The organism is Psychromonas sp. (genome assembly GCF_047632955.1).
Taxonomy (GTDB): Bacteria; Pseudomonadota; Gammaproteobacteria; order Enterobacterales; family Psychromonadaceae; genus Psychromonas.
Genome location: NZ_JBLIED010000001.1, coordinates 359347 through 382625, shown reverse-complemented (window position 1 = coordinate 382625; position 23279 = coordinate 359347). Strand labels below are relative to the sequence as shown.

The following is a 23279-nucleotide window of genomic DNA, read 5'->3' as shown; positions in this document are numbered from 1 at the left end:
TGAGATTGAGCATAAATTACAGCAATTGTGTCTTCTGCTTAACAACCGCCTGTGCGACCACCATATGCTTACCATTAAAAGACAGCGCAGGTGATCCGTGCAGCTCATAACCCTGTGCTAATAATTGCGTAATACGTTCACAAAAATCAGCATCATCTTTACCCGTGACTAATTTGTATTTCTGTATTGGCATCTTTATCTCCTTTTTAATAACAGTATTTTTCTAACCGTTTTTTTATAAAAATAAGCATAAAGATATTCATAAAAAAAAGAAATTAAATAAATTAAAAATGTGAACATTGTGCTTATACGGCTAAAACAAGGTGAATTATCCACCCTGTTTTACTCGCTGATATTTTTAAGGGCGGTAAACCTTAACATTGTCATAACCAGCTTCTTTTAAATACAACGCCTGCAGTTTACTCATTACTCCACGAGCGCAGTATAAAAGATAGGTTTTTTCCTGCGGCAGTGCTTCAAATTGGCTGGATAATTTAAAGAAAGGCAAGTGCTCAATGCTGACACCCTCAATATCAAGGGGGGATTCTTCGGCTTCATCCATTGATCGAATATCTAAAATCACTTCATTTTCTGCAAATTCAGAGACCGACTCAACTTCTAATATTTCTTCATGTAGCGATTTTTCAATATCACGAATATCTATTGTGGCTGCCTCATTAACAACCTCGTCGATAAGGGCAAGATCAAACTTTGCTTCCTCTTTCTCGATTTTGCTCATTACCGCTTTAACGGTTGGACGCTGCGAAATAACGCCGCAATATTCGGGAATAGTTTCAGAAATTTCAGCGGTTCCAATAACGCGGGCGCAATCGATAATATCCTGCTTATCGGTTGCCACAAGCGGACGCAGAATGAGCATATCGGTGACTTTATCTATCACCGATAAATTACGCAGCGTTTGACTGGAAACTTGACCCAGCGCTTCTCCGGTAACCAGCGCTTCGACATCTAAACGTTCGGCAACTTGGGTGGCAGCACGCATCATCATACGCTTTAGAATAACCCCCATTTGACCGTTTTCTACTTTTTCTAAGATCTCTGCGACAACGGGTTCAAAGGGAACTGAAATAAATTTGACCCGATGCGAGGCACCAAAACGATTCCATAACTGATAAGCCACCTGTTTAACGCCTATTTCATGTGCCGCGCCGCCAAGATTAAAGAAACAGTAATGCACGCGGGAGCCACGTTTAAGCAGCTGATAACTTGAAACGCCGGAATCAAAACCACCGGAAATTAAGGATAAAACAGATTCTTGAGTACCTAATGGGAAACCGCCTAAACCAGGATGTTTTTTATCAATAAAGAAAAGTTTGTCGTTATTGATTTCTAAATGGACAGTAATATCCGGCCCTTTTAACTGCACACCCAGTGCATCGGTATGTTGATTTAAGCCGCCGCCGACATAACGCTCGGCGTCTATTGAAGAGAAATCGTGTTGGCCGATGCGTTTAACACGCACACAAAATGTTTTTCCGTCGAGCGAATCGCCGACAATAACCCGCGTTTGCTCATAAACGTCATGCAAATCTGTAAATGCAGATTCCTTTACTTCTAAAAAGTGTGCAATACCCGGCGTACTGCTTAATAACAGAATCAGATTCGCTTTGTTTTCAGCGCTTTCATTTTCAGTGCGAACAATGATCTTATCCCACTCCAAAATCACTTTAACCTGTTCATCATGACGCGTTAATACATTACGGATATTACCCTGTAACATTTTGCTAAAACGTTTACGAACAGGACGACTTTTCATCATGATTTCGGGGAAAAGTTTTACGATAAATTTCATTGTGTGATCACTGTGCTGATAAATAAGGTGGCGAACTATAGCAAATATATTGTCAATATTCACTTATATTGATCAGGGGAAAGGCAAAATCATGCTTGTCCACTGCCGCTCTATGCTGGCAGCGGATTAAAACACTCTGTTATTGAACCTGTAGAGCGTTACAACTGATTTCACACTCGCCCAGTTCAGCCGCTATATAAAGCGTATCTCCGGCGATAGTGACAGAATAATCCATGGTACGTTTGAGTAGTTTTGCGAGGGCCTGTACCTGCTCAAAGTTAAACTGATAAACATCAATATTGAGTTTTCCAAAATCAGCTGATGATTGTTTCCACCATACCGCCGATTTACTGTTAAAACTGTAAACCTTAACTTGTTTGGCTAAACGTGACGCTTTTTTAATACGGTCAAAAGCAGGCTCGCCCATGTCAATCCATAATAAAAGCTGGTCATCTAAGCTTTTTACCCAGATATCCGGATCATCGGCAACCGACAGCCCTTTGGTAAAGCTTAAAAACTCCTGCGCATTAAGACAATAGGCCATCACACGTGCCATCATTCGCTCCACTGTTTCTGAAGGATGCTGGGCAACGGTGAGATTAAGCGTGTCATAATGATCGTTATTAAGATTCGAGAGATTGATATTCATTTTGAAGATGGTCGGTTTCAGTGCCATTATTTTTCCAATTTAAAGAAAAAAGCCACGTTCAAACGTGGCTTTTTATTGTTTGTTTATAGTACTTCGCTTAGACGGGCATTTTAGCCAGCTCTGCACAGACCAGATCACCAAATTCAGCGGTGCTAACCAGATTGGCTTCGCCTTCTTTTGAAAGATCCGAGGTTGAGTAACCATTTTCAAAAACAGCCTGCATCGCAGACCAAAGGTTTTTCGCTTCTTTCTCCATTCCAAAACTCATTTCCAGCATCAGTGCTACAGAGCCTATCATTGAATATGGGTTTGCAATACCTTTGCCAGCGATGTCCGGCGCGCTGCCGTGTGATGGTTCATAATAAGATTTTTCAGGACCTTTACAAGCTGAAGGCATTAAGCCTAAAGAGCCTAGAATACCGCCGCCCTGGTCGCTTAAAATATCACCGAACATATTTTCCATGACCATTACATCGAACATGGTTGGCTTTAGACAAAGGTAAGTCGCGGCAGCATCAACTAGAATGTTTTTAACTTCAACTTCCGGGTAATTTTTGCTTTCTTCTTCAACAATTTCATTCCACAGCACGCTTGATTTTAAAACATTTGATTTGTGAATGTTGTGCATCACTTTTTTACGTTTCATTGAGACTTCAAAGCCGACTTTGACGATTTGACGGATTTGATCTTCATCATATTCAAGGACTTCACGTACAAAACGTTTGCCCTCGGCATTAACGCCCATCTCTTTTTCGCCGAAGTACAAACCACCCACTAATTCGCGGATGATCATGATATCGATACCTTCACCGATAACCGAGGCTTTTAGTGGCGAGAAATGTGCCAGGCCTTTTGGTAAATATACCGGACGGAAGTTTGCATAGGTATTGTAACGGCGACGCAGCGGTAATAATGCACCGCGTTCAGGTTGTTCATCAATAGGGATTTTTTTAGAATCTTCGTGATTTAAGCCGATTGTTCCTTTTAGAATCGCATCCGCTTTATCACAAGCTGCTTTGGTTTCATCCGGAAAAGCATGACCCGTAGCAAAATAAGCAGCCGCACCGAATAAAACATCGTTAAGTTCAAAATTAACGTCGGCATTACGCTGCTCAACCAGTTTTAATACTTTAACAGCTTCGTTCATTACTTCCGGACCGATTCCGTCACCCGCCAGTAATGCAATGTTATATGTTGTCATTTTATTTCCCTAAATAATGAATGTATTATTTTGTCAAGTATCATAAGTAAAAGCCCCCCTAGTTTCAAACTTAGGAGGGCTTTTTTACGCAAATTTTTTTATTTATCTGCAATTATACAACTTACCGATGTCTCTTTAAGGGCGGCTTTGGGGGAATTGTCTTAATGCCTTGATTAATTTGTGTTCGGCGCTGTCATCATCTGCATACAAAACTTGTTGTGATATTACCGCCAGCAAGTGACAGGCAGGTTTAAGCTGCGGCTGTTTTTCTGCCAGACGCAGCGCAAATACAGCCAGTGTTTCCTGTGGATTGCGCTGCATCTGCCACTGCCTGCAGGTCATGTCAAACTTATGAACGGCACGCAGCAACGGTCTCTGAGTTCGCCATTTAGGGCGGATCACAATCACTATATAGAGGGCTAATAAAAACATCAGCAGCGCGCTAAATGCCACCCCAACACGCCAAGGCTGAGCGCCACCAAGCAACTGTTCTAGCAGGCGACTCTGTTTGTCTGCATTATAGCTGAGCACCCAACGGCTCCAGAGATAATTAGCCGCATCCAGACGCTGGCGCAAACCGCTTAACCATAAAGGCGCGTCAAACTGCCCGGCTGCCAGCATATTGCGCTCGCTATCTGCCAGGGCATTGTTAATCCCCTGCTCTATACGCTGCGGCGCCACCGCACTGGTTGGATCAATACGCTGCCAGCCGATCCCCTCTAACCAGACATCAACCCAAGCGTGAGCGTCTGCTTGAGTAACCATCCAATAATCCTCTAGCTTGTTGTAAGTGCCGCCCTGATAGCCGACCACAACACGGGCCGGCACTCCAGCGGCTCTCATTAACACCGCAAAACTACTGGCGAAATGCTCACAAAACCCGCGTTTAGAAATAAATAAAAAATCATCAACGCTATTTTTTCCCAGCAGTGGCGGCGCTAGGGTGTAAATAAAAGATTGTTGATACAAAGCCAACGCTTTGTCGATTAAAGCGACGGGCGAATTACCCTCTTTTACCCAAGCTTGAGCCAGCTCAATAGTCTGCGGATTATAACCCTCAGGCAAATCAATAAAATGTAGCCGTTGCTGCGAAGATAATTCAGGCCATTCAATGGATGACGGTAGCGTACTGGTAACGTTATATTGCAAAGCAGAACGGAGCGGATCCTGCACGGCGATAAGTCCATCTTTGGTGATACTCGCCGCTTCGCTGGTAGAGATAACGTTAACCGGCTCAGCTAAGGCAAACAGCCACCGGTAATGATGCGGCTCAACAATAATTTCATAATTGAGCAGATCTTTTGACTGTAACTTATCCACTTGATAACGACGCGCACGATCCCACTTTCGATCCCACTCTTGATTTAATCCCCAGGCTCTACCGTCAAAGCTATCTAATACTAATCCGCGCCAATACATTTCACTTACGTCGGGCGTTTGTGACCCGTCAAAGTTAACCCGAAAAGCAGTCCCCTTAGAGCGCACTAAATGACTGATATCCCCCGGCGCTAAAGAATCACTAAAACCTGTTTGTCCTGCGCCTTGTAACAAAGGTGTTTGCCACAAAGGCCCTATTCGCGGCATGACAACAAACATAACCAGCATTAGCGGCATGGCTTGCAGCAGTATAACCGCCGCTCTTTTAAGCTTGTCGCGCAATGCTAACTGCCGAGTCAGGTAGATAGTCTGCCAGGCGCTGATAAGAACAACGCAGGAGAGACATGCATAAAGCGCAGCCCAAAGGGATTGGGCAAAAAGAAATTGCACCGCAACGCCGATAAAACCGATAAACAGCAGCAGTAATGCATCATTGCGAGTGCGCAGCTCTAATAATTTAAGCACAAACACGCACACTAAAAAACCGACCATCGCCTCGATCCCCAAGGCGCCTTGATAAGTGCTTATTAACCCGCCAATAGAGACACAACTGAGTAAAAATTTAACCACCGAGGAAGGATAATTGAGCTTACCGGCATAAATGCTTAAGCGCCACGACAAGGCGCCCAGCCACACCAGCCAAAGCCAGACGGGTAACTGCAGCAGCAAAGGTAAAATGACCACGCCTTGCGCGACAATCAACCATATTAAATTCTCATGGCGAACCAATTTGAGTCGCTGAAAAGCTTCGGTCGATGGATCCATATTTAATGACCACCCAAATTAATATCAAACAGCGCCAGAGCCGAAAGCACATTTAAACGATGGTCATCAGTGCATGCAGGAATAAATTCTTTACCCGGCAAGTGCAAACCATAAGGGGTGCCGCTACGATCAAATTCTAAAGCCCAATAGCAGAGCGCGCTAAGACGCTCTTCGGCGGGAAGATGCGAAAACGCATTCCATTGCAAATAACTATCACGGCGCGCTGCGCGACCATACTCTTTTGAATATAAACCTTGTTCACGGGCATAGTGTTTCCAGGCAATGTGCTTGATCGGATCGCCGGCGCGATATTCCTTTAAACCGGTAAAGTCATCTCCGCCACGGATCTGCTCGCCATGCTCGCTATCACTATCCCCCATCGGCTGTTTAGGAAATGTCACCTGCAAAGGTTTAGGAAAGATAACTGCATGGGCATCTAAATTTAACCAGGTCCAGCAGCGAATAATCCCCAGCGGGAAACAACTTTCGATTAGCAATTTACCGGGCTGCAGGGTGCCGCGCTTGCCTGCGTAAACAGCAACCCGGATTTGCGTACTTTTTTGGTCTTCGAAATCAAAGCTGGCATTCTCCCCATTCCACCAGCGGATGGTCAGGTTTTCATATCCTTGTGCTCGCGCACCCTGTATCTCCAACATAAAGTTAACATTTTCACCAACAAAAGCCGGTTTTGCACCCAGTACTTTTATCTGCAATCCGGCCAAATTGGCATAACTATGAAAAATGGCAACCACAATCAGGCTTATCAACAGATAACTTAACGCCAGGATTAAATTGTTCTGATAACTTGTCCCGAGCAACCACAAAACAAAACCCAAGCCTAAAAAACTAAAACCGCTTAATGTTGGTAAGGTATATACATTTTTACGCGTTAAAAGCACGTCCGTCGCCAGCGGTACACGCTTATCTGTCCAACGGAAAAAACGCACCTGCCAGGGACTAGGCTGGCGGTTCCGGTGAAGCTCCCTGTGATGTTCGGTAACTGTCCTTTTAACTGCGGCAGATGGCTTCGCTTTTTTAGATAAAAAACCGGAGAAGTGCATCTAGGCAACTACCGCGACCGATTTCAGCAGATACTGCACAAGATTGTCATGCTCATGCCCGGCTTCCACCTCACCGCCGCGTATCCTATGACCGATAACAGCGTTCGCGACAGCCTGAATATCTTCCGGTATAACATAATCCCGGCCGGCTAACAGTGCCCAGGCTTTAGCGCCAGCCAACCAGGCCAAGGCGCCACGCGGCGATAAGCCATAGGTAAAACGTCCGTCTACACGGGTAAATGCCACCAGCTTTTGGACGTAATCAAGCAGAGCATCACTGCAGCGGATTTGTGTTACTTGGGTTTGTAAATCGGCCAATTGCGCAGGCGTTACCACCGCCCGCATGTTTGCAATACGCTGACGCGGATCAACGCCCTGCAGCAACAAACGCTCAGACTGATGATCCGGATAACCTAAACTCAGACGCATCAAAAAACGATCCAGCTGAGACTCGGGCAACATAAAGGTTCCCGCTTGGGATAACGGATTTTGTGTGGCGATCACAAAAAAGGGAGACGGTAAAGGTCGAGTTTCACCTTCAATAGTCACTTGCCCCTCTTCCATCGCTTCAAGCAACGCACTTTGGGTTTTCGGTGTAGTACGGTTGATCTCATCAGCAAGCAGCACCTGAGTAAACACCGGGCCGGGATGAAATTGAAACTGTACTTTGGTTTTATCAAAGACCGCTACCCCTAATATATCTGCCGGTAAAAGGTCGCTGGTAAACTGCACACGCTCGTACTCCAATCCCAGCGCTTTGGCTAAGCAGTGAGCCAGGGTGGTTTTTCCCATTCCGGGCAGATCCTCAAGCAGTAAATGTCCCTTGGCAATCAGGCAGGCAACGGCTAACTTAACCTGTTGCTCTTTGCCTAATAATACTTGCCCGACGGCATCAACAATGTTGGTCAAAAGCGGCTGCATATTTTTCCTTTTTATTATCAATGAGAACAGCCATTAAACCGGATTATTAATATCGATAAACTTAACATCAAAATCATATTCGGCTGCTAGCCATTCGCCAAGCGCCTGCACACCATAACGCTCTGTGGCATGATGGCCTGCAGCATAATAATGAATGCCCATTTCTCTGGCAATATGCACGGTGCGCTCTGAAACTTCTCCGCTTATAAACGCATCAATGCCCTGCTCAGCAGCTATGGTTATATAATCTTGACCGCCGCCAGTGCACCAGGCAATACTTTTTATTTCTTTTTTCCCGCCATCAATATGCAGAGGTTTACGCGCTAACACTGATTCAATACGTGCGGATAATTGCTCGGGGCTGATAACCTCTTCAAATTTACCGACCCGACCGACACTGCGTTTGTCCCAGGGCTCTAACGGGCGACGGTCAGTAATGCCTAACAATTTTGCCAGTTGCGCGTTATTACCCAATTCAGGGTGCACATCAAGCGGCAAATGATAGGCATAAAGATTAATTCCTTTCTCAATCAGGGCTTTGATCCGTTTGTATTTCATGCCGACTATCTCTTGCGCTTCGCCTTTCCAAAAAAAACCGTGGTGAACTAAAATGGCATCGGCATTCTCTAAAACGGCAACATCGATTAATGCCTGACAGGCGGTAACCCCGGTAATTATTTTCTTGATTTCCGGTTTACCTTCAACTTGCAAACCATTAGGGCAATAATCTTTAAACTGATGGATTTCTAAAAATTGGTCTAATTTATTGGCAAGTTTTTTATTATTCATATTAAGCTCCAGTCGATTAAATTTTTATTTTTAAAAAGTATAACATTGCTGATTGTTCATTCTGCATTGTTTGGGGTCGACGGCGGGATTTATTTTTCTATAGAATAACGGGTTGGGATAATTAAAAAAAACTGAGTGCCGTGCCTTTTGCTTAATGCACAGCATGAATAACTCAGGGTGAGGGATTAGAGCTGATATGCGCGCCATAAAGCTAATTGAATAATTTTAAAGTATTAAGCAAATGCTTCAAAGCAAAAGCAGCCCTACTTGCAGATATTAAAGTGGCCGCCTCAGCTATTTTAAATCAGCCTGTTAACTTCAGAAAATAATTGAGCTTAACTGCGGATTGAGAAACGATAACCGGCACCGCGCACGGTTTGAATCAAATGATCATGATCCGCCAATGCTTTACGCAATCGCCTGATATGCACGTCCACGGTACGGTCTTCAACATAGACATTGGTTCCCCATACATTATTAAGCAGTTGCTCGCGACTGTAAACGCGTTCGGGGTGGGTCATAAAAAAATGTAATAATTTAAACTCCGTGGGCCCCATATTCAAACCTTCATCGGCCAGTGAAACTCGGTGAGAAACCGGATCAAGTTTAAGTTCATTAAAGCTTAACACATCATCGAGCGACGTTGGATTGACACGTCGCAGCACCGTTTTTAAGCGCGCCATCAATTCTTTAGGTGAAAAAGGTTTGGTGACATAATCATCGGCGCCATTTTCAAGCCCCCTGACTTTATCTTGCTCTTCACCGCGCGCGGTCAACATAACCACCGGTATGCAGCGTAAAATATTATCCTGTTTAAGATGGTTAAGTAATTTTATACCGCTGCCGCCGGGAAACATCCAATCCAGTATAATTAAGTCAGGATAAGGTTCGTGTAATTGATTTAACGCACTTTGATAGGTATCGGCTTCAATACACTCATAACCATGCTGATCTAATACAAAACATAACATGTCGCGGATTGCGACCTCATCTTCTACAACTAATATACGGCTTGCCATTGGATATTACCTATCGCTGGTGAATAATGGTTAGTTAAAACCACTTTGATTAATGCATTATTGCTTTATATTATGACAGTTATATTACAAGCCTTCATTATCAGTCACAAATGTGCAATAAAAACATTACCATGACAAAAAACGCAACACTTACTCATTCCCTTAAAATCATTTACACTTGTAACCAAAATACCGGAAGATGCAGATTCAAGTCATTTGGGTATACTTATTTTATTTCTCCATCATTAAGGTGCATTACATGTTTTTCAAAAACCTACAAGTTTATCGTTTTACCCGTCCTCTTGAACAAGATACTGACACGTTAGAAAGAAACCTTGAAGAATTTAAATTCAAACCCTGTGGAAGTCAGGATATTTCTAAACTAGGCTGGGTCTTCCCGATGGGTAAATCGGGCTCAATGTATACTCACCTTGCCACAAAACAAATCCTGATTTGCCTAAAAAAAGAGGAAAAGATGTTACCTGCCGGGGTAATAAAAGATCAGCTTAATGAACGCGTCGAGGCGATTGAACTTGAACAGGGCCGGGGACTGAAGAAAAAAGAGAAAGACAGTTTAAAAGAAGAGATTGTGATGCAGTTGTTACCACGGGCATTTAGCCGTACTTCACAAACCTTTGCCTGGATTGATCCTGAAACAGATATGTTATACGTGGATGCGTCCAGCACCCGCAAGGCCGAAGAGCTTATTTCATTGCTGCGTAAAACCTTAGGCAGTTTGCCCGTGGTACCGATTCAACTTAAAAACCAAGCCGATGTGATCATGACCGATTGGTTAAACGAGGGTAATATTCCCGCTAACTTTGCACTCGAAGATGAAGCAGAATTATGTTCAGCGTTAGAGGGCGGTGGTATTATTCGCTGTAAACAGCAGGACTTATTATCCGATGAAATAAAAAACCATTTATCCGCCGATAAGTTTGTGACTAAATTAGCCCTGTGCTGGGCAGACAGCATCTCCTTTATTATCGGCGAAGAATTTGCACTGAAACGCATTAAGTTTGCCGATGTCATACAGGAGCAAAATGAAGACATCGATAAAGATGATTTTGCGGCGCGCTTTGACGCTGATTTTGCGCTGATGACCGGAGAAATTAAGCAGCTGGTTCCGGCTGTGATTGACGCTTTTGGTGGCGAGCAAAGCCTTTAATAGTAAAAGAGCCAGTTACAATTCACTACTCAGTTACCAATTCACTACTCAGTTACCACTGAATAGACGGTTTACCTGCCCTCAAAATTAAAAACCTTTGATATTTTACCTGCAAAATGTCGAAGGTTTTTTATTCTTAATGCTCAAAACATCAAAAAATTCTGTTAATATCTTCGGCCACACAATCCCCTAAACTTTTCAAAGAGTCGAATGATATGAGTGTTTCAATTTTTGGTAGTGCAAAAACGAACAGTGCAACAAAAGCCCTTCTTTTAGGATCCGGCGAACTCGGTAAAGAAGTTGCGATTGAACTGCAACGCTTTGGTATTGAAGTCATTGCGGCAGACAGTTACGAAAATGCACCGGCAATGCAAATCGCACATTCCTCGCATGTTGTCAGTATGCTCGACGGCGACAAATTAGCAGAAATTATCCGCACAGAAAAGCCGGACTTTATCATTCCGGAAGTAGAAGCAATCGCTACGGATACATTGCTTGCCTTAGAAGCTGAAGGTTTTAATGTGGTACCCACCGCCCGCGCAACAAAACTGACCATGGACAGAGAAGGTATTCGCCGTCTTGCGGCCGAAACCTTAGGTGTAAAAACCTCACCCTATATATTTGCAGACAGCAAAGAAGAATATTTATCTGCTGTAAATCAAATAGGTACACCTTGTGTGATTAAACCAGTCATGAGCAGTTCAGGTAAGGGCCAAAGTGTTGTAAAAAGCGCTGCCGATTTAGATCATGCGTGGAACTATTCTCAAGTTGGAGGCCGCAGCGGTGCAGGTCGTATCATTATCGAAGGCTTTGTGCCCTTTGATTATGAAATCACGCTACTCACAGTGAATGCCGTTGACGGTATTCATTACTGCGCCCCTATTGGTCACCGTCAGGAAGACGGTGATTACCGCGAATCCTGGCAACCACAAGCCATGTCCCAGCTGGCACTGCAAAATGCCCAGGATATCGCTAAAAAAATAGTCACTGAGCTGGGCGGATATGGTTTATTCGGCATGGAGTTTTTTGTTAAAGGCGACCAGGTTTATTTCAGCGAAGTCTCTCCTCGCCCCCATGATACCGGATTAGTTACCTTGGTTTCCCAGGATGCTTCGGAATTTGCGTTGCACGTTCGTGCTATTTTGGGTTTTCCTATTGGCCGGATAGCCCAATATGGACCCAGCGCATCCAGCGTTATTTTGGGTAATGGTGTATCCGATGATATTAAGTTTGCCAATCTGGATAAAGCACTGGGCAGCGTTGCCGGTGCGCAAATTCGCCTATTTGGCAAACCGGATATCAATGGTTCTCGACGTTTAGGGGTCGCCATTGCACGTGGTGAAACCATTGAACAAGCCGTTGATAATGCCAAGACTGTTTCGAATAAAGTGAATATTATTTATTAAATAACACGGCTAGAATTTTTTCTTTAGTATTTTTATTTTCAGTAAAAAAGGTAACTTCGGTTACCTTTTTTTATGCCAGTTTCCTCACAAAATAGACACTTCGCTTAAAAAAAACACAATTCTACTAGAAAAAACTTGAAAACTAACACAATTACCATTACTGTTGTTTTATACAGTGTTTATTCATACAGGTGTTTATATGTTATTTAACTACATGCAAGCCAAAAATAGAAGCAACTCGACAAACAATGAATTAACCCAATTAAACAACAAAAACTACCTCAATGTCAGTTATAACTTAGACAACTACCATCAATTGTTAACCCATATGAATAATGATCATGATCAGCGTTGGATATTATTTATCGCTCCGCCCGGCAAGCCTAATTTCACTTTTTTGCAACAGTCAGGCATTCATAAAAGTCGAATTCTTACCCTTGATGCTAACAAGGTAAAAGATTCGCTGACCTTGCTTAAAAGCACCCTGCAAAGCAACAACTATTCGACGGTGATAACTTGGTTAAGTGAAATTGATAAAACCCTGCAGGGTGAATTGCAGGGTTATTGCCGAGCAAATAAAACAAACTGCTTTGTTTACTGTAAACAATAAGACCCACTTCCTAAAATTGGTTATAATGCGGATAATTTTATAACAAGGTAACGATAATATGTATAACTACAGTGAAAAGACCAAACGATTAATTAATCTTATCGGCAGCGGCGATGCCGCTTACGTTCCAACAGCCATTACCTGTGCGATTAACACTCTGGACAAAATTGCTGCCAATGAAGATTTACCTGCAAAAGTAAGAGAAGATGCGGCTTATGCGGCTGCAAACCTGGTACTCAGTGATTATAAAGACAATTAATATCGTCATGAATGAGCATAAAAAAGGAGCCTAAGGCTCCTTTTTTATTAACAAACTATAAGCATTAAAACAGAAATTAAGCGTTATACTTCAACCTCAGTCATACGCGCTTTACGATCTTCCTCCTCTTCACGGGCTGCATTGATTTCATCTAATATATTATCGACATCGGTTATTTGCTCACTTTCAGCAAATTTCCCGGTTAACACAACTTCATTTTTTAACTCACCCGCTTCGTATAAGGCCCAGATTTCTTCAGCATACCTGGTTTTTTTAAGTGTAGGAGCAAATTGAGCGTAATAAGCGGTCATATTATTAACATCGCGAAATAACATTCGTTTGGCATTGTTATTACCGGCTGCATCGATGGCTTGCGGTAAATCGATGATCACCGGGCCCCACTCATCAACTAATACGTTAAATTCCGATAAGTCTCCGTGAATGATGCCAATGTTCAACATCCGCACGACATGATTCATAATTTCTAAATGGTCCTCTAATGCCTGCTCTTCGGGCATGCTGACATCATTAAGACGCGGAGCGGCAAACCCTTCTTCATCGGTTATTAATTCCATTAATAAAACGCCTTCAAAACAGCCGTAGGGTTGCGGCACGCGTACACCCGCATCGGCTAATTTGTATAAAGCTTCTACTTCAGCATTCTGCCAGACTTTTTCCTGTTCCCCGCGTCCAAACTTCGAGCCTTTTTCCATCGCACGGGCGCGGCGCCCGTTACGGACTTTACGTCCTTCGTTGTATAAAACGGCTTGTTTAAAACTACGTTTACTGGCTTCCTTGTAAACTTTTGCACAACGTACATGCTCTCCACATTGCACTACAAAAACAGTTGCTTCTTTACCACTCATTAATTGGCGTAATACCTTATCAACTAAACCATCGTCAACAAGAGGTTGTATTCTTTTAGGTGTTTTCATATTTTTTTTTACATTCTCTTCTTGTTAAGAATTGATTTGCAGTATTATAGCATTTAGCTTGATTGCTGTTCGATTGTTGAAGGTCAGGCTTTTACCGTGCCTGTTTGTGGCGTATTGAAAACTAACGTCCAGTTCAAAGCGCAGACCTCTCTATTACACGAATTGTCATGGTTATTATTGACAGACTATTAATAATATTTTTTAGCCTTTTGACATTTCGCTGCTTGCTTATGTTTATTTTTTATCATTCGACCGGATTTGCACAGTCTACCCGTTTCCCCCTCTTACTCTGACGAGCAGTTTTATCACAGGATTCTGCTTTAATGCCTGCTTCTTTTATTATTTGTCGATCTAAGCCTTCTTTTGCAGACAAAACTTAAAACTCTTCGAGGTTAATCATATTAAATTTTTATTTTTAAGCGCTTGTTAAGATATTTACAGTCAGGTAACAGTTCAACACAAACGCGATAAATTATCGGTGATTATACTTGTTCTCTTGCATATTAACTAAAAAATCTGATACAAGCATTTCGCCAGTAGCAGATTTTTTGATTAAGCTCTGTTTATTATCGGATAAGTGTAACATTGATAACAATACCCTGCAGTTTAAATCCCCGATACCTTCACTGTTTTAAAATTAATTAACACTTGTATTTGACTTCTCGCCGCGTCACGGTAACCTTGAAAAAAAACGTCACTATTGAGAGTTAAATGGCCTTAAAAAAACCCGAAAACATGCATTATGAAGAAGCTATCGATGAGCTGGAAAATATTGTCAACCATTTAGAAGCGGGTGATTTACCTTTAGAAGATGCTTTAAAACAATTTGAACGGGGTATTGCATTAACGCGCAGCAACAACCAAAAACTTCAAAAAGCACAGCAACAAGTGAGCATACTAATGCAACAGGATGCTCAGGCACCACTTCAAGAATTTAACGATGAGTAAATCATGTTGATTAAAAGTGCATTATTTTGTAATAACGCACTTTGCTCTGTTTTTATCCCATTAACGCTCAATTTACACAACTATAAAACCCTATGAGACAACTTGCAGAGACTTTGAATCAATATCAACAACGTGTTGATAAACAATTAAATAAATATATAAATATCAGCCACCCTATCTCTCCTTTATTGAATGAAGCCATGGCATACGGGGCTTTATTAGGCGGCAAACGCGTCCGGCCATTCCTGGTTTACGCCGTCGGTGAAATGCTTGGTAACTCATTGCAATCCTTAGATCCAATGGCGGCTGCGGTTGAATGTATCCATGCTTATTCATTGATTCATGACGATCTTCCGGCCATGGATGATGATGACCTTCGCCGCGGGCAGATGACTTGCCATAAAAAATTTGATGAAGCAACGGCTATTCTTGCTGGTGATGCATTACAAACCTTAGCCTTTGATATTATATCAATGCCAAATCAAGCAATAACAGCACAAGCACAATTAAAAATGGTGAATTTGTTAGCAAAAGCAGCAGGTGATCATGGTATGTGTGCCGGACAAGCGTTAGACTTAGTTGCTGAAAATCAATCTGTTAATTTAGCAAACCTAGAAAAAATACACCAGGCAAAAACCGGGTCTTTGATAAAAGTTGCGATCCAATTGGCAGCGATCACCAAAAGCGATTTACGCGCAGATCATTTTCAGTTATTAAATACTTTTGCGGACGCCATCGGTTTGGCATTTCAGGTTCAGGATGATATTTTAGACATCATAGGTAATACACAAACCCTGGGGAAACCGCAGGGCTCTGACCTTGCACTGCATAAATCAACCTACCCTGCATTATTAGGTTTAGAAGAAGCACAAAATAAAGCACAGGCACTTTACCACGAGGCACAATTGGCTTTATCTCAATTACCTTACAATACAGAATTGTTATCCGAATTTGCAAAATACATCATCGCACGCGATAGATGAGCAACTTCTGAATTCATCAAATTACTGAGAAAAACATTCAGTAATTTCTTATTATTTTCTCTAGACACGACTGAAGCTTATGCCATTGGATTTAAAAAACTACCCGTTGCTGACGAACATTAATTATCCAGAGGATTTGCGGTTATTAAAAAAACAGCAATTACCGGCTTTTTGCGATGAATTACGTTTATTTCTTCTCAATACCGTCAGTCAAACCAGCGGTCATTTAGCGTCCGGTTTGGGAGTTGTTGAATTAACCGTTGCCCTGCATTATGTTTATCGCACTCCTTTTGATAACCTTATTTTTGATGTTGGTCATCAGGCGTACCCGCATAAAATTTTAACGGGTCGACGCGATAAAATGGGCAGCATTCGTACCTTAAAAGGCTTACACCCCTTTCCATGGCGTGAAGAAAGTGAATATGATGTGTTAAGCGTTGGTCACTCCTCGACGTCAATAGGTGCTGCATTAGGCATGTCAATTGCAGCTGAAAAAGAGCAGCAAGGGCGTAAAGTCGTCGCTGTTATTGGTGACGGTGCGATTACCGCAGGGATGGCATTTGAAGCCTTAAATCACGCCGGTTCATTGCACAATGATATGTTGGTGGTGTTAAATGATAACGAAATGTCTATTTCTGAAAATGTCGGCGCTTTAAATAACCATTTAGCAAAAATACTCTCCGGCGATATTTATACTCAGCTTCGAGAAGGCAGTAAAAAAATACTTTCTAACATCCCTCCGGTTAAAGAACTGGCTAAAAGGACGGAAGAGCACCTTAAAGGAATGATCTCACCTGCCACCATATTCGAAGAGTTTGGCTTTAATTATATAGGCCCGGTGGACGGCCATAATGTCATTGATTTGGTAGATACCCTGCGTAATATGCGCGCCCATAGCGGGCCGCAGTTTTTACATGTAATGACTAAAAAAGGCAAAGGCTATAAACAGGCCGAACTTGATCCTATTAAATATCATGCGGTACCCAAATTCACACCGGATCAGGATCTTCCCAAATCCCCCCCCAGCTCAGCCACTTTTTCACAGGTCTTTGGAGAGTGGTTAAATGATATGGCTGATCAGGATGATAAACTGACCGCCATTACTCCAGCGATGCGTGAAGGCTCGGGTATGGTGAGCTTTTCAAAACGCCATCCTGACAAGTATTACGATGTGGCTATCGCCGAGCAGCATGCTGTCACACTGTCGGCCGGCATGGCGATTGCCGGATTAAATCCGGTTGTTGCTATCTACTCAACTTTTTTACAACGTGCCTACGACCAACTTATCCATGATATTGCCATCCAAAATCTAGGGGTGTTATTTGCCATAGACCGAGCTGGCATTGTCGGTGCAGACGGTCCAACGCATCAAGGCTCATTTGATTTAAGTTTTTTACGCTGCATTCCTAATATGATTGTGATGACCCCCTCCGACGAACAGGAGTGTCGGGATATGCTTTATACCGGCCACCTGCTCAATCAGCCTGCGGCGGTTAGATATCCGCGCGGTACAGGCACCGGTGTCGAAATAAACAAACAGATGAACAGATTAACTGTGGGTAAAGCTAAGGTCGTAAAAGAAGGGAAAGATCTTGCCATTTTATGTTTTGGTACCTTTTTAAATGAAGCCCGTTCCGTCGCACAAAAATTCAATGCCACTCTGGTTGATATGCGTTTTGTTAAACCACTTGATAAGCAGCTGCTTGATGAGCTCGCCAGCACCCACAAATACTTTGTCACCATTGAAGAAAACAGTATTGCCGGTGGCGCAGGCTCAGCAGTCAATGAATATTTTATGACTCAGAAAATCAACACCAGCGTTTTAAATCTTGGCATACCCGACCGCTTTATTGAACAGGGCACGCAGCAGGAAATATATGCATTGCTTGAGCTTGACAGTGCCGGCATAGAAAAGCAGATTGTGGGTTATTACAGTCATCTCAAATAAATAACAAAGTGATTATTATTGCAGGTTAAGGCGCGTCATTCCAGCGGCGCGCTTTAACTCGAAGATCTTCACTTTGAGCATGCTAATTTTACTACTTTATTCCTGTTTAAAATGATCCCATCCACCCGTCGCATAAGTAACGGCTTGCTTATCTTTAAAAAACGAGATTAATTCAGGTTGTGCTGAGGTAATAGACCCGATCACAGAAATACTTGGCATGAGCTCTGTTTGTTGTGCCAATATCTGCTCTAATACTATTAAGTTACTTTCACTGACCGTGAATAATAATTCATAATCATCCCCGCCGGTTAACGCGTATTGCACTGCTGCATCATTGTCGAGCTTTGCTGACTTAATTTCGTCCTGCATCATTTCTGAGAAGGGTAGAGATTCTATGGTAATTTTTGCGCAACAATTGGACGCTTTTAAAATATGGGTAAGATCCTGAGTTAAACCATCGGAGATATCGATACAGCTTGATGCCAAACCGCGCAGTAAAATACCCAAATCAACACGCGGTTCGGTAAGCTCTAAGGCATCTACAAAATACTGAGGATGAGTTACCGTTACTGCTTTTGATTTAACAGCCAGGCCTAAAGCGCCATTACCTATATGATTTGAAACACAAATCATATCACCCTCGTTTGCTTTATTACGCTGCAGCGCTAACCCTCGCGGTACAATGCCTTTCACAGAAAGAGTGATCGATAAAGGACCTTTGGTGGTATCTCCACCGACCAGCAATACGCCGAATTTATCGGCTAATGCAAAAAAGCCACGGGTAAATTCAGCTAACCAGTTTTGGTTGTTATTCACCATCGCGCCATTAGGTAAAGTAATCGCCAGAGAAACCCATTTAGGCAAAGCGCCCATGGCCGCCAAGTCGCTGAGGTTCACGGCTAAGGCCTTATAACCTAATCTGTACGGCTCAACATCTTCAAAAAAATGCACACCACAGACTAAACTGTCGGTGCTGACAGCCAGCTGGTAACCCTCCGGAATGTCTAAAAGAGCACAATCATCACCTATCCCTAGAGCAACACCACTATTTTGAACAGTTGTGTCGCGTTTGAAATAGCTTTCTATCAAATCAAATTCACTGAGATTCATTTACGTTTTAACTTCAAAGTGGTTTTTACATTGGCAGTTGGTGTAGTGGTATTTTTACTGTTTTTATTGATAAATATTTTTTTTGCCGGTTGATGACTGTTCTTGGCAAAAGTTGATTTTTTTCTGACCTCCGATTGCGCGGGTTTGCGCTCTGCTTTTGCAGGTTCAGTGCCAACTGCTGTCTTTGACGAATGAGAAACCGCCTGGTTTATTTCAGCCAGTTCTGTTGAGGTTAAATTACGCCATTGACCGGGTTTTAAATGATCTAAGCCTACTTTCATAATACGCGTGCGTTTTAATTTAAGCACTTCATAACCTAAGTATTCACACATCCGCCGAATCTGGCGATTTAAGCCCTGCGTCAGGATAATGCGAAACACAAAGCGACTGTCTACTTTTACTATGCAGGGTTTGGTAATGGTATCAAGGATAGGGACACCGCGCTGCATACGTTCAACAAACCGTTCACTTAAGGGTTTATCAACGGTGACCAGATATTCTTTATCATGGGCATTTTCAGCGCGTAATATTTTATTGACTATATCACCATCACTGGTTAAAAAGATTAAACCTTCAGAGGGTTTATCTAATCGTCCTATTGGAAAAATACGTTTTTTATGGCCAATGGCATCAATGATATTGCCATGAATATGGCGCTCCGTGGTGCAGGTAATGCCAATCGGTTTATTATAGGCGATATAGATACGATCCAATTTATCCTTAGCACTAGCATTAATTCGGTTTCCGTCGACAAGTACCAGGTCACCGGGTTGCACTTTTGTACCTAACTCGGGTATTACTCCATTTATTTTCACACGATTTTTCTCAATCAACTTATCTGCTTCACGGCGTGAACAAAAGCCTGAATCACTGATAAATTTATTAAGCCGTATTTCGCTATTTTTATCCACAATATTATCCTGTATTAATCGATAGCCATTACCTCAAGCGCCTTGTTCTCAAGCACCGCGTTAAGGTAATGGCTATCGATGATTTGCTGTTAACATTCAACCATAAACAAAGTAAAAATGACGTTATTGGGCAAATGTAACAGCTCTAAAATGATCAATTATAACCCGATTACTGATCCTCTTTTTTGTCAGTCAGCATAACAACACTTCGCCACAGCACTCTTCGGCATGCGGCGCAAGCATGATAGTATTTTGTATCATCGGGATTTTCTTTCTTGGACTGTAATAATCGTTTATTGATGTCGCTACTACCACAAAAACGACAGCAAAGTTGGTCATCTGCATTGACGGATTTTTCAAGTTTTTTATATTCATTTAAGGTCGGCAGATTCTCCCAATCGGTTTTTGGAGCGGGCCTATTGCGGACTAGAACAAAGTAGATAACTGCAATAACGGCAAAAAGTATCAGGTAGGTACTCATGATTTTTCCAGGAAAAAAATAATAGGGGACAGTATAAAAGATTAGCAAACATTATTGGGAAAATATTGATTATTATTTTACCAGATAGACTGTCGATAGAAATTTGACTACCGATGTCTTTATTTCAGGCATAAAAAAAGCAGCGATAAAGCTGCTTTTTTTAATAATTTGGTGCCCGGAGCGAGACTTGAACTCGCACACCCATAAGGCGAGGGATTTTAAATCCCTTGTGTCTACCGATTCCACCATCCGGGCAGTTACTTAATGCTTCTAAGTAAGTGCGGCGTATTCTATAGCACTTTTTGTCGAGTACAAGTGGTTAAGCACGTTTAACTTAACAAAACCGCTCAACTGCTTACAAATCAATCAAAACAGGGTGTTTACGGAGATTAAGCACTAATGATCGTTTTAAAATGGGCCGTACGGTGAGTCTTGTCGGCGCTTTAAATTTTCTTTCAGGCATAAAAAAAGCAGCTAAAAGCTGCTTTTTTTAATAATTTGGTGCCCGGAGCGAGACTTGAACTCGCACACCCATAAGGCGAGGGATTTTAAATCCCTTGTGTCTACCGATTCCACCATCCGGGCGATTACTTAAATGCTTCTAAGTAAGTGTGGCGTATTCTATAGGACTTTTTATCGAGCACAAGTTTTTAACCCGGTTTAATTAATAAAAACGTTTAACTGCTTGTAAAATAATCGAAATAGCCATATTCCAGCCTTAACAAGTTTAGGTTTAACAGAAGATTAAGCATAAATGGCACAGACACTGTCGACGTACTTCTAAAATAAAGAAACTTTGCGACCTAAAATAAGGCAGGAATAATACACTCCCGGGGAAAATTTATTTTTTGATCTTTAAAGGGTTCAGGATAAGCGGAAAAATGTTAAACTGATATGAGCATAATGGTTAAGGATCCAAATTTCACCTTAAACCTCATGCTTGAGTAACTAGATACTTTCATATACGAATTAACTTAATCGAACAAGAAAGTATATTTAGTCTTATTTTACAATGGTTTTGTATTTCGGATATAAAAATGAATCAGAATGATCCTCTAGAGGGCGTTAAACTCGAACAGATATTGAGTGAACTTCAAGCTAAATTAGGCTGGCGAAAAATGGGGGAATTACTTAATATTCGCTGTTTTCTTGATAAACCGAGCCTCAAATCCAGTTTAAGATTCATGAGAAAGACACCATGGGCTCGAGCTAAAATAGAGGTTCTTTATTTAAAAACTTTTTTTAGTAAACACCCCGCCACCACCTTATTGATCAGAAAAAATATTACCCGTCAGCGGGAGGCATCAGCACAACTTCCCGAAAAATCTGACTCCTTCGCCTGGCCGTCTTTGAAAGATAAATAGACAGATAATTAATGCTGATGATAATAGCGCTTTCATGTTAAAGTCTCACCGTACTGTTTATTTTTATTAAATTAATTCTCCAGATAAACAACAGAAACAATCAATTAAGCACTAGGAAAAAAATACCAATGGCACAACAAAATAAGTTCGATTACCGTATTACTCAAGAAGGCGAAAAATGGAATGCGGAAATCACGCGTCGCGTTTCAGCCCGCAGAACAAGTGTATCAAAACGTCAAAATGGTTTTGAAAACGAAGCCTTAGCAGAAGCATGGGCAAAAGAAGAACTCGTGCAGTTTGTACAAAATTTACAGGCAGCGACTATACGTAAAGCAGATAGACGTATTGTGCGTAATGAATTAGCCGCCAAAGCAGAAGCTGACAAAATTGCAGCTGCCGCAGCATATGAAGCTAAACGTATTGCAGCCATGGAAGCACAGGATCAACAAGAAGACGAAGAAGCGTAATTCACAATATAATAAACTTCATCATCTAACGGTCGAATGCTACACAGCAGGTTATACTAAAGTACAACCTGCTGCCTACCTTCTAAATTATAAATTCATTTGCATTAAGCAGGCGCGCTTTAATAATATTTATTAATAGGTGATAACTCCCTTGTATAAACTCATTATTTACACCTTTATTTTATCATTTTACTCGCATTTCCTCGCTGCAGAAGAGAAAGCCGAGGATCTCTGCTTTAGTAAAAGCGAGCAACATAGCTTAGTCGATGATAGCTACCACTACCTTAATACAAAATTTTGTCAGCCGGCCCTGTGGTTTGATAGTTTTTTTGCCGATCAAAGAATCACAAAAGATGCGCGTGCCGGTACTATGGTGCGTTGGTATAATGATTTTGTGTGGCTTGAAGGTGAAGGTTTTTCATATGTGCCCAACATCAGTGCACGACTCTACCTGCCAAAAACCAGTAAAAAATTTAAAATTGTTTTCGAGTCTGATACCACAGATACAATCAAAGAACTGTTTCCGGACGACGAGTCCGAGCAACCCAAGAACGCATTGGGGCTTAGCTATGATGTATCAGTAAAGACGCGCAGCACTATTAATATAAAAGCAACCTTTCGCCCCGGTTTAGAAGTCAGCTACCGTTATATCTACCCTTTTACGCAGCAAACCCTGTGGCGATTTACACAAAAAATTTATCAGCAAAAAATGGTCACAGGTGAAATCACTGGTTTTGATATTGACCATTCATTTAACCAAAAATTTCTGTTGCGCTGGTCAAACTTCGCCAAATTAGATACCGATGTTGAAGGTCTTCAAATGGGAACGGGTTTTACCCTGTACCACTATATATCACCCACGCAGGCACTAAATTATAGAGCCAGTATCAGCGCCAAAAATAAACCCTACCATTATATTGATAATACACATTTAGGCCTAACCTACCGACAAAATATTATCCGCAGCTGGTTCTTTTACGAGCTATCCCCGGAAATCAACTGGCCAAAAAACAGCCTTCAGGAAAAAAGCAAAGATGTCTCATTTACTCTGCGTTTAGAAGTTATGTTTAAAAACATATAATAGCAAAGCCGCT

23 protein-coding genes and 2 tRNA genes are annotated in these 23279 nt (G+C 42.0%); 10 read left to right on the top strand and 15 right to left on the bottom strand.

Going from position 1 to position 23279, the window contains the following annotated elements:
- Positions 1-16 precede the first annotated feature (16 nt).
- The 9 genes from ACJAZP_RS01600 to phoB all read right to left on the bottom strand — a co-directional run bounded on the left by ACJAZP_RS01600 (position 17) and on the right by phoB (position 9595).
- Positions 17-193: a DUF1737 domain-containing protein gene (locus tag ACJAZP_RS01600; RefSeq protein ID WP_415228977.1), complete on the bottom strand. Its 177-nt coding sequence runs from the start codon at positions 191-193 to the stop codon at positions 17-19.
- 165 nt (positions 194-358) lie between these two features.
- On the bottom strand, positions 359-1813 hold the full coding sequence (gene thiI, locus ACJAZP_RS01595) for a tRNA uracil 4-sulfurtransferase ThiI (protein ID WP_415228976.1): 1455 nt from the start codon (positions 1811-1813) through the stop codon (positions 359-361).
- A gap of 139 nt (positions 1814-1952) precedes the next feature.
- Positions 1953-2489, bottom strand: coding sequence for a YaeQ family protein (locus ACJAZP_RS01590; RefSeq protein WP_415228975.1), 537 nt, complete (start codon positions 2487-2489; stop codon positions 1953-1955).
- Between the two features lie 70 nt (positions 2490-2559).
- A complete protein-coding gene (leuB, locus tag ACJAZP_RS01585; protein ID WP_415228974.1) occupies positions 2560-3663 on the bottom strand; it encodes a 3-isopropylmalate dehydrogenase in 1104 nt (367 codons plus the stop codon).
- Positions 3664-3798: 135 nt separating this feature from the next.
- Complete coding sequence (locus ACJAZP_RS01580) at positions 3799-5805, bottom strand: transglutaminaseTgpA domain-containing protein (protein ID WP_415228973.1); 2007 nt, start codon at positions 5803-5805, stop codon at positions 3799-3801.
- A 2-nt stretch (positions 5806-5807) separates the two neighbouring features.
- Positions 5808-6866 carry a DUF58 domain-containing protein gene (locus tag ACJAZP_RS01575; protein ID WP_415228972.1) on the bottom strand — a complete coding sequence of 353 codons (1059 nt, stop codon included), beginning with the start codon at positions 6864-6866 and terminating at the stop codon, positions 5808-5810.
- Positions 6867-7787, bottom strand: coding sequence for an AAA family ATPase (locus ACJAZP_RS01570; protein ID WP_415228971.1), 921 nt, complete (start codon positions 7785-7787; stop codon positions 6867-6869).
- A gap of 33 nt (positions 7788-7820) precedes the next feature.
- Positions 7821-8576, bottom strand: coding sequence for a Nif3-like dinuclear metal center hexameric protein (locus ACJAZP_RS01565; RefSeq protein ID WP_415228970.1), 756 nt, complete (start codon positions 8574-8576; stop codon positions 7821-7823).
- 335 nt (positions 8577-8911) lie between these two features.
- Complete coding sequence (gene phoB / locus ACJAZP_RS01560) at positions 8912-9595, bottom strand: phosphate regulon transcriptional regulator PhoB (protein WP_415228969.1); 684 nt, start codon at positions 9593-9595, stop codon at positions 8912-8914.
- Between the two features lie 259 nt (positions 9596-9854).
- Between phoB and rdgC the strand changes: the two genes are divergently transcribed.
- The 4 genes from rdgC (at position 9855) to ACJAZP_RS01540 (ending at position 13038) form a co-directional block, all read left to right on the top strand.
- Positions 9855-10763 carry a recombination-associated protein RdgC gene (rdgC, locus tag ACJAZP_RS01555; RefSeq protein WP_415228968.1) on the top strand — a complete coding sequence of 303 codons (909 nt, stop codon included), beginning with the start codon at positions 9855-9857 and terminating at the stop codon, positions 10761-10763.
- Between the two features lie 215 nt (positions 10764-10978).
- The gene (purT, locus tag ACJAZP_RS01550; RefSeq protein ID WP_415228967.1) at positions 10979-12169 is read left to right on the top strand and encodes a formate-dependent phosphoribosylglycinamide formyltransferase; all 1191 of its coding nucleotides are present in this window, start codon (positions 10979-10981) and stop codon (positions 12167-12169) included.
- Between the two features lie 199 nt (positions 12170-12368).
- A complete protein-coding gene (locus ACJAZP_RS01545) occupies positions 12369-12779 on the top strand; it encodes a SulA-like leucine-rich domain-containing protein (protein WP_415228966.1) in 411 nt (136 codons plus the stop codon).
- Positions 12780-12837: 58 nt separating this feature from the next.
- Positions 12838-13038, top strand: coding sequence for a YaeP family protein (locus ACJAZP_RS01540; RefSeq protein ID WP_415228965.1), 201 nt, complete (start codon positions 12838-12840; stop codon positions 13036-13038).
- 83 nt (positions 13039-13121) lie between these two features.
- On the opposite strand, the gene ACJAZP_RS01535 is transcribed toward ACJAZP_RS01540, so the two are convergent.
- Positions 13122-13973, bottom strand: a complete 852-nt coding sequence (locus ACJAZP_RS01535) for a PA4780 family RIO1-like protein kinase (protein ID WP_415228964.1) — start codon at positions 13971-13973, stop codon at positions 13122-13124.
- A gap of 711 nt (positions 13974-14684) precedes the next feature.
- Here ACJAZP_RS01535 and xseB point away from each other — a divergent pair.
- From xseB to dxs, 3 genes are all read left to right on the top strand, one after another.
- Positions 14685-14921, top strand: a complete 237-nt coding sequence (gene xseB / locus ACJAZP_RS01530) for an exodeoxyribonuclease VII small subunit (RefSeq protein ID WP_415228963.1) — start codon at positions 14685-14687, stop codon at positions 14919-14921.
- A gap of 92 nt (positions 14922-15013) precedes the next feature.
- Entirely contained in the window at positions 15014-15904 is an 891-nt protein-coding gene (gene ispA / locus ACJAZP_RS01525) for a (2E,6E)-farnesyl diphosphate synthase (protein WP_415228962.1), read from the top strand.
- A gap of 79 nt (positions 15905-15983) precedes the next feature.
- Positions 15984-17852 carry a 1-deoxy-D-xylulose-5-phosphate synthase gene (gene dxs, locus ACJAZP_RS01520; RefSeq protein ID WP_415228961.1) on the top strand — a complete coding sequence of 623 codons (1869 nt, stop codon included), beginning with the start codon at positions 15984-15986 and terminating at the stop codon, positions 17850-17852.
- A gap of 96 nt (positions 17853-17948) precedes the next feature.
- Here the strand turns inward: dxs and thiL are convergent, their stop codons facing one another.
- The 5 genes from thiL to ACJAZP_RS01495 form a co-directional block, all read right to left on the bottom strand.
- Positions 17949-18962: a thiamine-phosphate kinase gene (thiL, locus tag ACJAZP_RS01515; RefSeq protein ID WP_415228960.1), complete on the bottom strand. Its 1014-nt coding sequence runs from the start codon at positions 18960-18962 to the stop codon at positions 17949-17951.
- Complete coding sequence (gene rluF, locus ACJAZP_RS01510) at positions 18959-19873, bottom strand: 23S rRNA pseudouridine(2604) synthase RluF (RefSeq protein ID WP_415228959.1); 915 nt, start codon at positions 19871-19873, stop codon at positions 18959-18961. Before rluF ends, thiL begins: the two co-directional genes overlap by 4 nt.
- A 169-nt stretch (positions 19874-20042) precedes the next feature.
- Entirely contained in the window at positions 20043-20354 is a 312-nt protein-coding gene (locus tag ACJAZP_RS01505) for a hypothetical protein (protein WP_415228958.1), read from the bottom strand.
- Positions 20355-20523: 169 nt separating this feature from the next.
- Positions 20524-20609: transfer RNA gene (locus tag ACJAZP_RS01500), tRNA-Leu, on the bottom strand.
- A gap of 244 nt (positions 20610-20853) precedes the next feature.
- Positions 20854-20939 (bottom strand) — tRNA-Leu (locus ACJAZP_RS01495).
- A gap of 452 nt (positions 20940-21391) precedes the next feature.
- On the opposite strand from ACJAZP_RS01495, the gene ACJAZP_RS01490 reads away from it, so the two are divergent.
- The 3 genes from ACJAZP_RS01490 to ACJAZP_RS01480 all read left to right on the top strand — a co-directional run bounded on the left by ACJAZP_RS01490 (position 21392) and on the right by ACJAZP_RS01480 (position 23266).
- Entirely contained in the window at positions 21392-21718 is a 327-nt protein-coding gene (locus ACJAZP_RS01490) for a VF530 family DNA-binding protein (RefSeq protein WP_415228957.1), read from the top strand.
- A gap of 128 nt (positions 21719-21846) precedes the next feature.
- A complete protein-coding gene (locus tag ACJAZP_RS01485) occupies positions 21847-22185 on the top strand; it encodes a DUF3622 domain-containing protein (RefSeq protein ID WP_415228956.1) in 339 nt (112 codons plus the stop codon).
- 151 nt (positions 22186-22336) lie between these two features.
- Positions 22337-23266, top strand: coding sequence for a hypothetical protein (locus ACJAZP_RS01480; RefSeq protein ID WP_415228955.1), 930 nt, complete (start codon positions 22337-22339; stop codon positions 23264-23266).
- Positions 23267-23279: the final 13 nt, after the last annotated feature.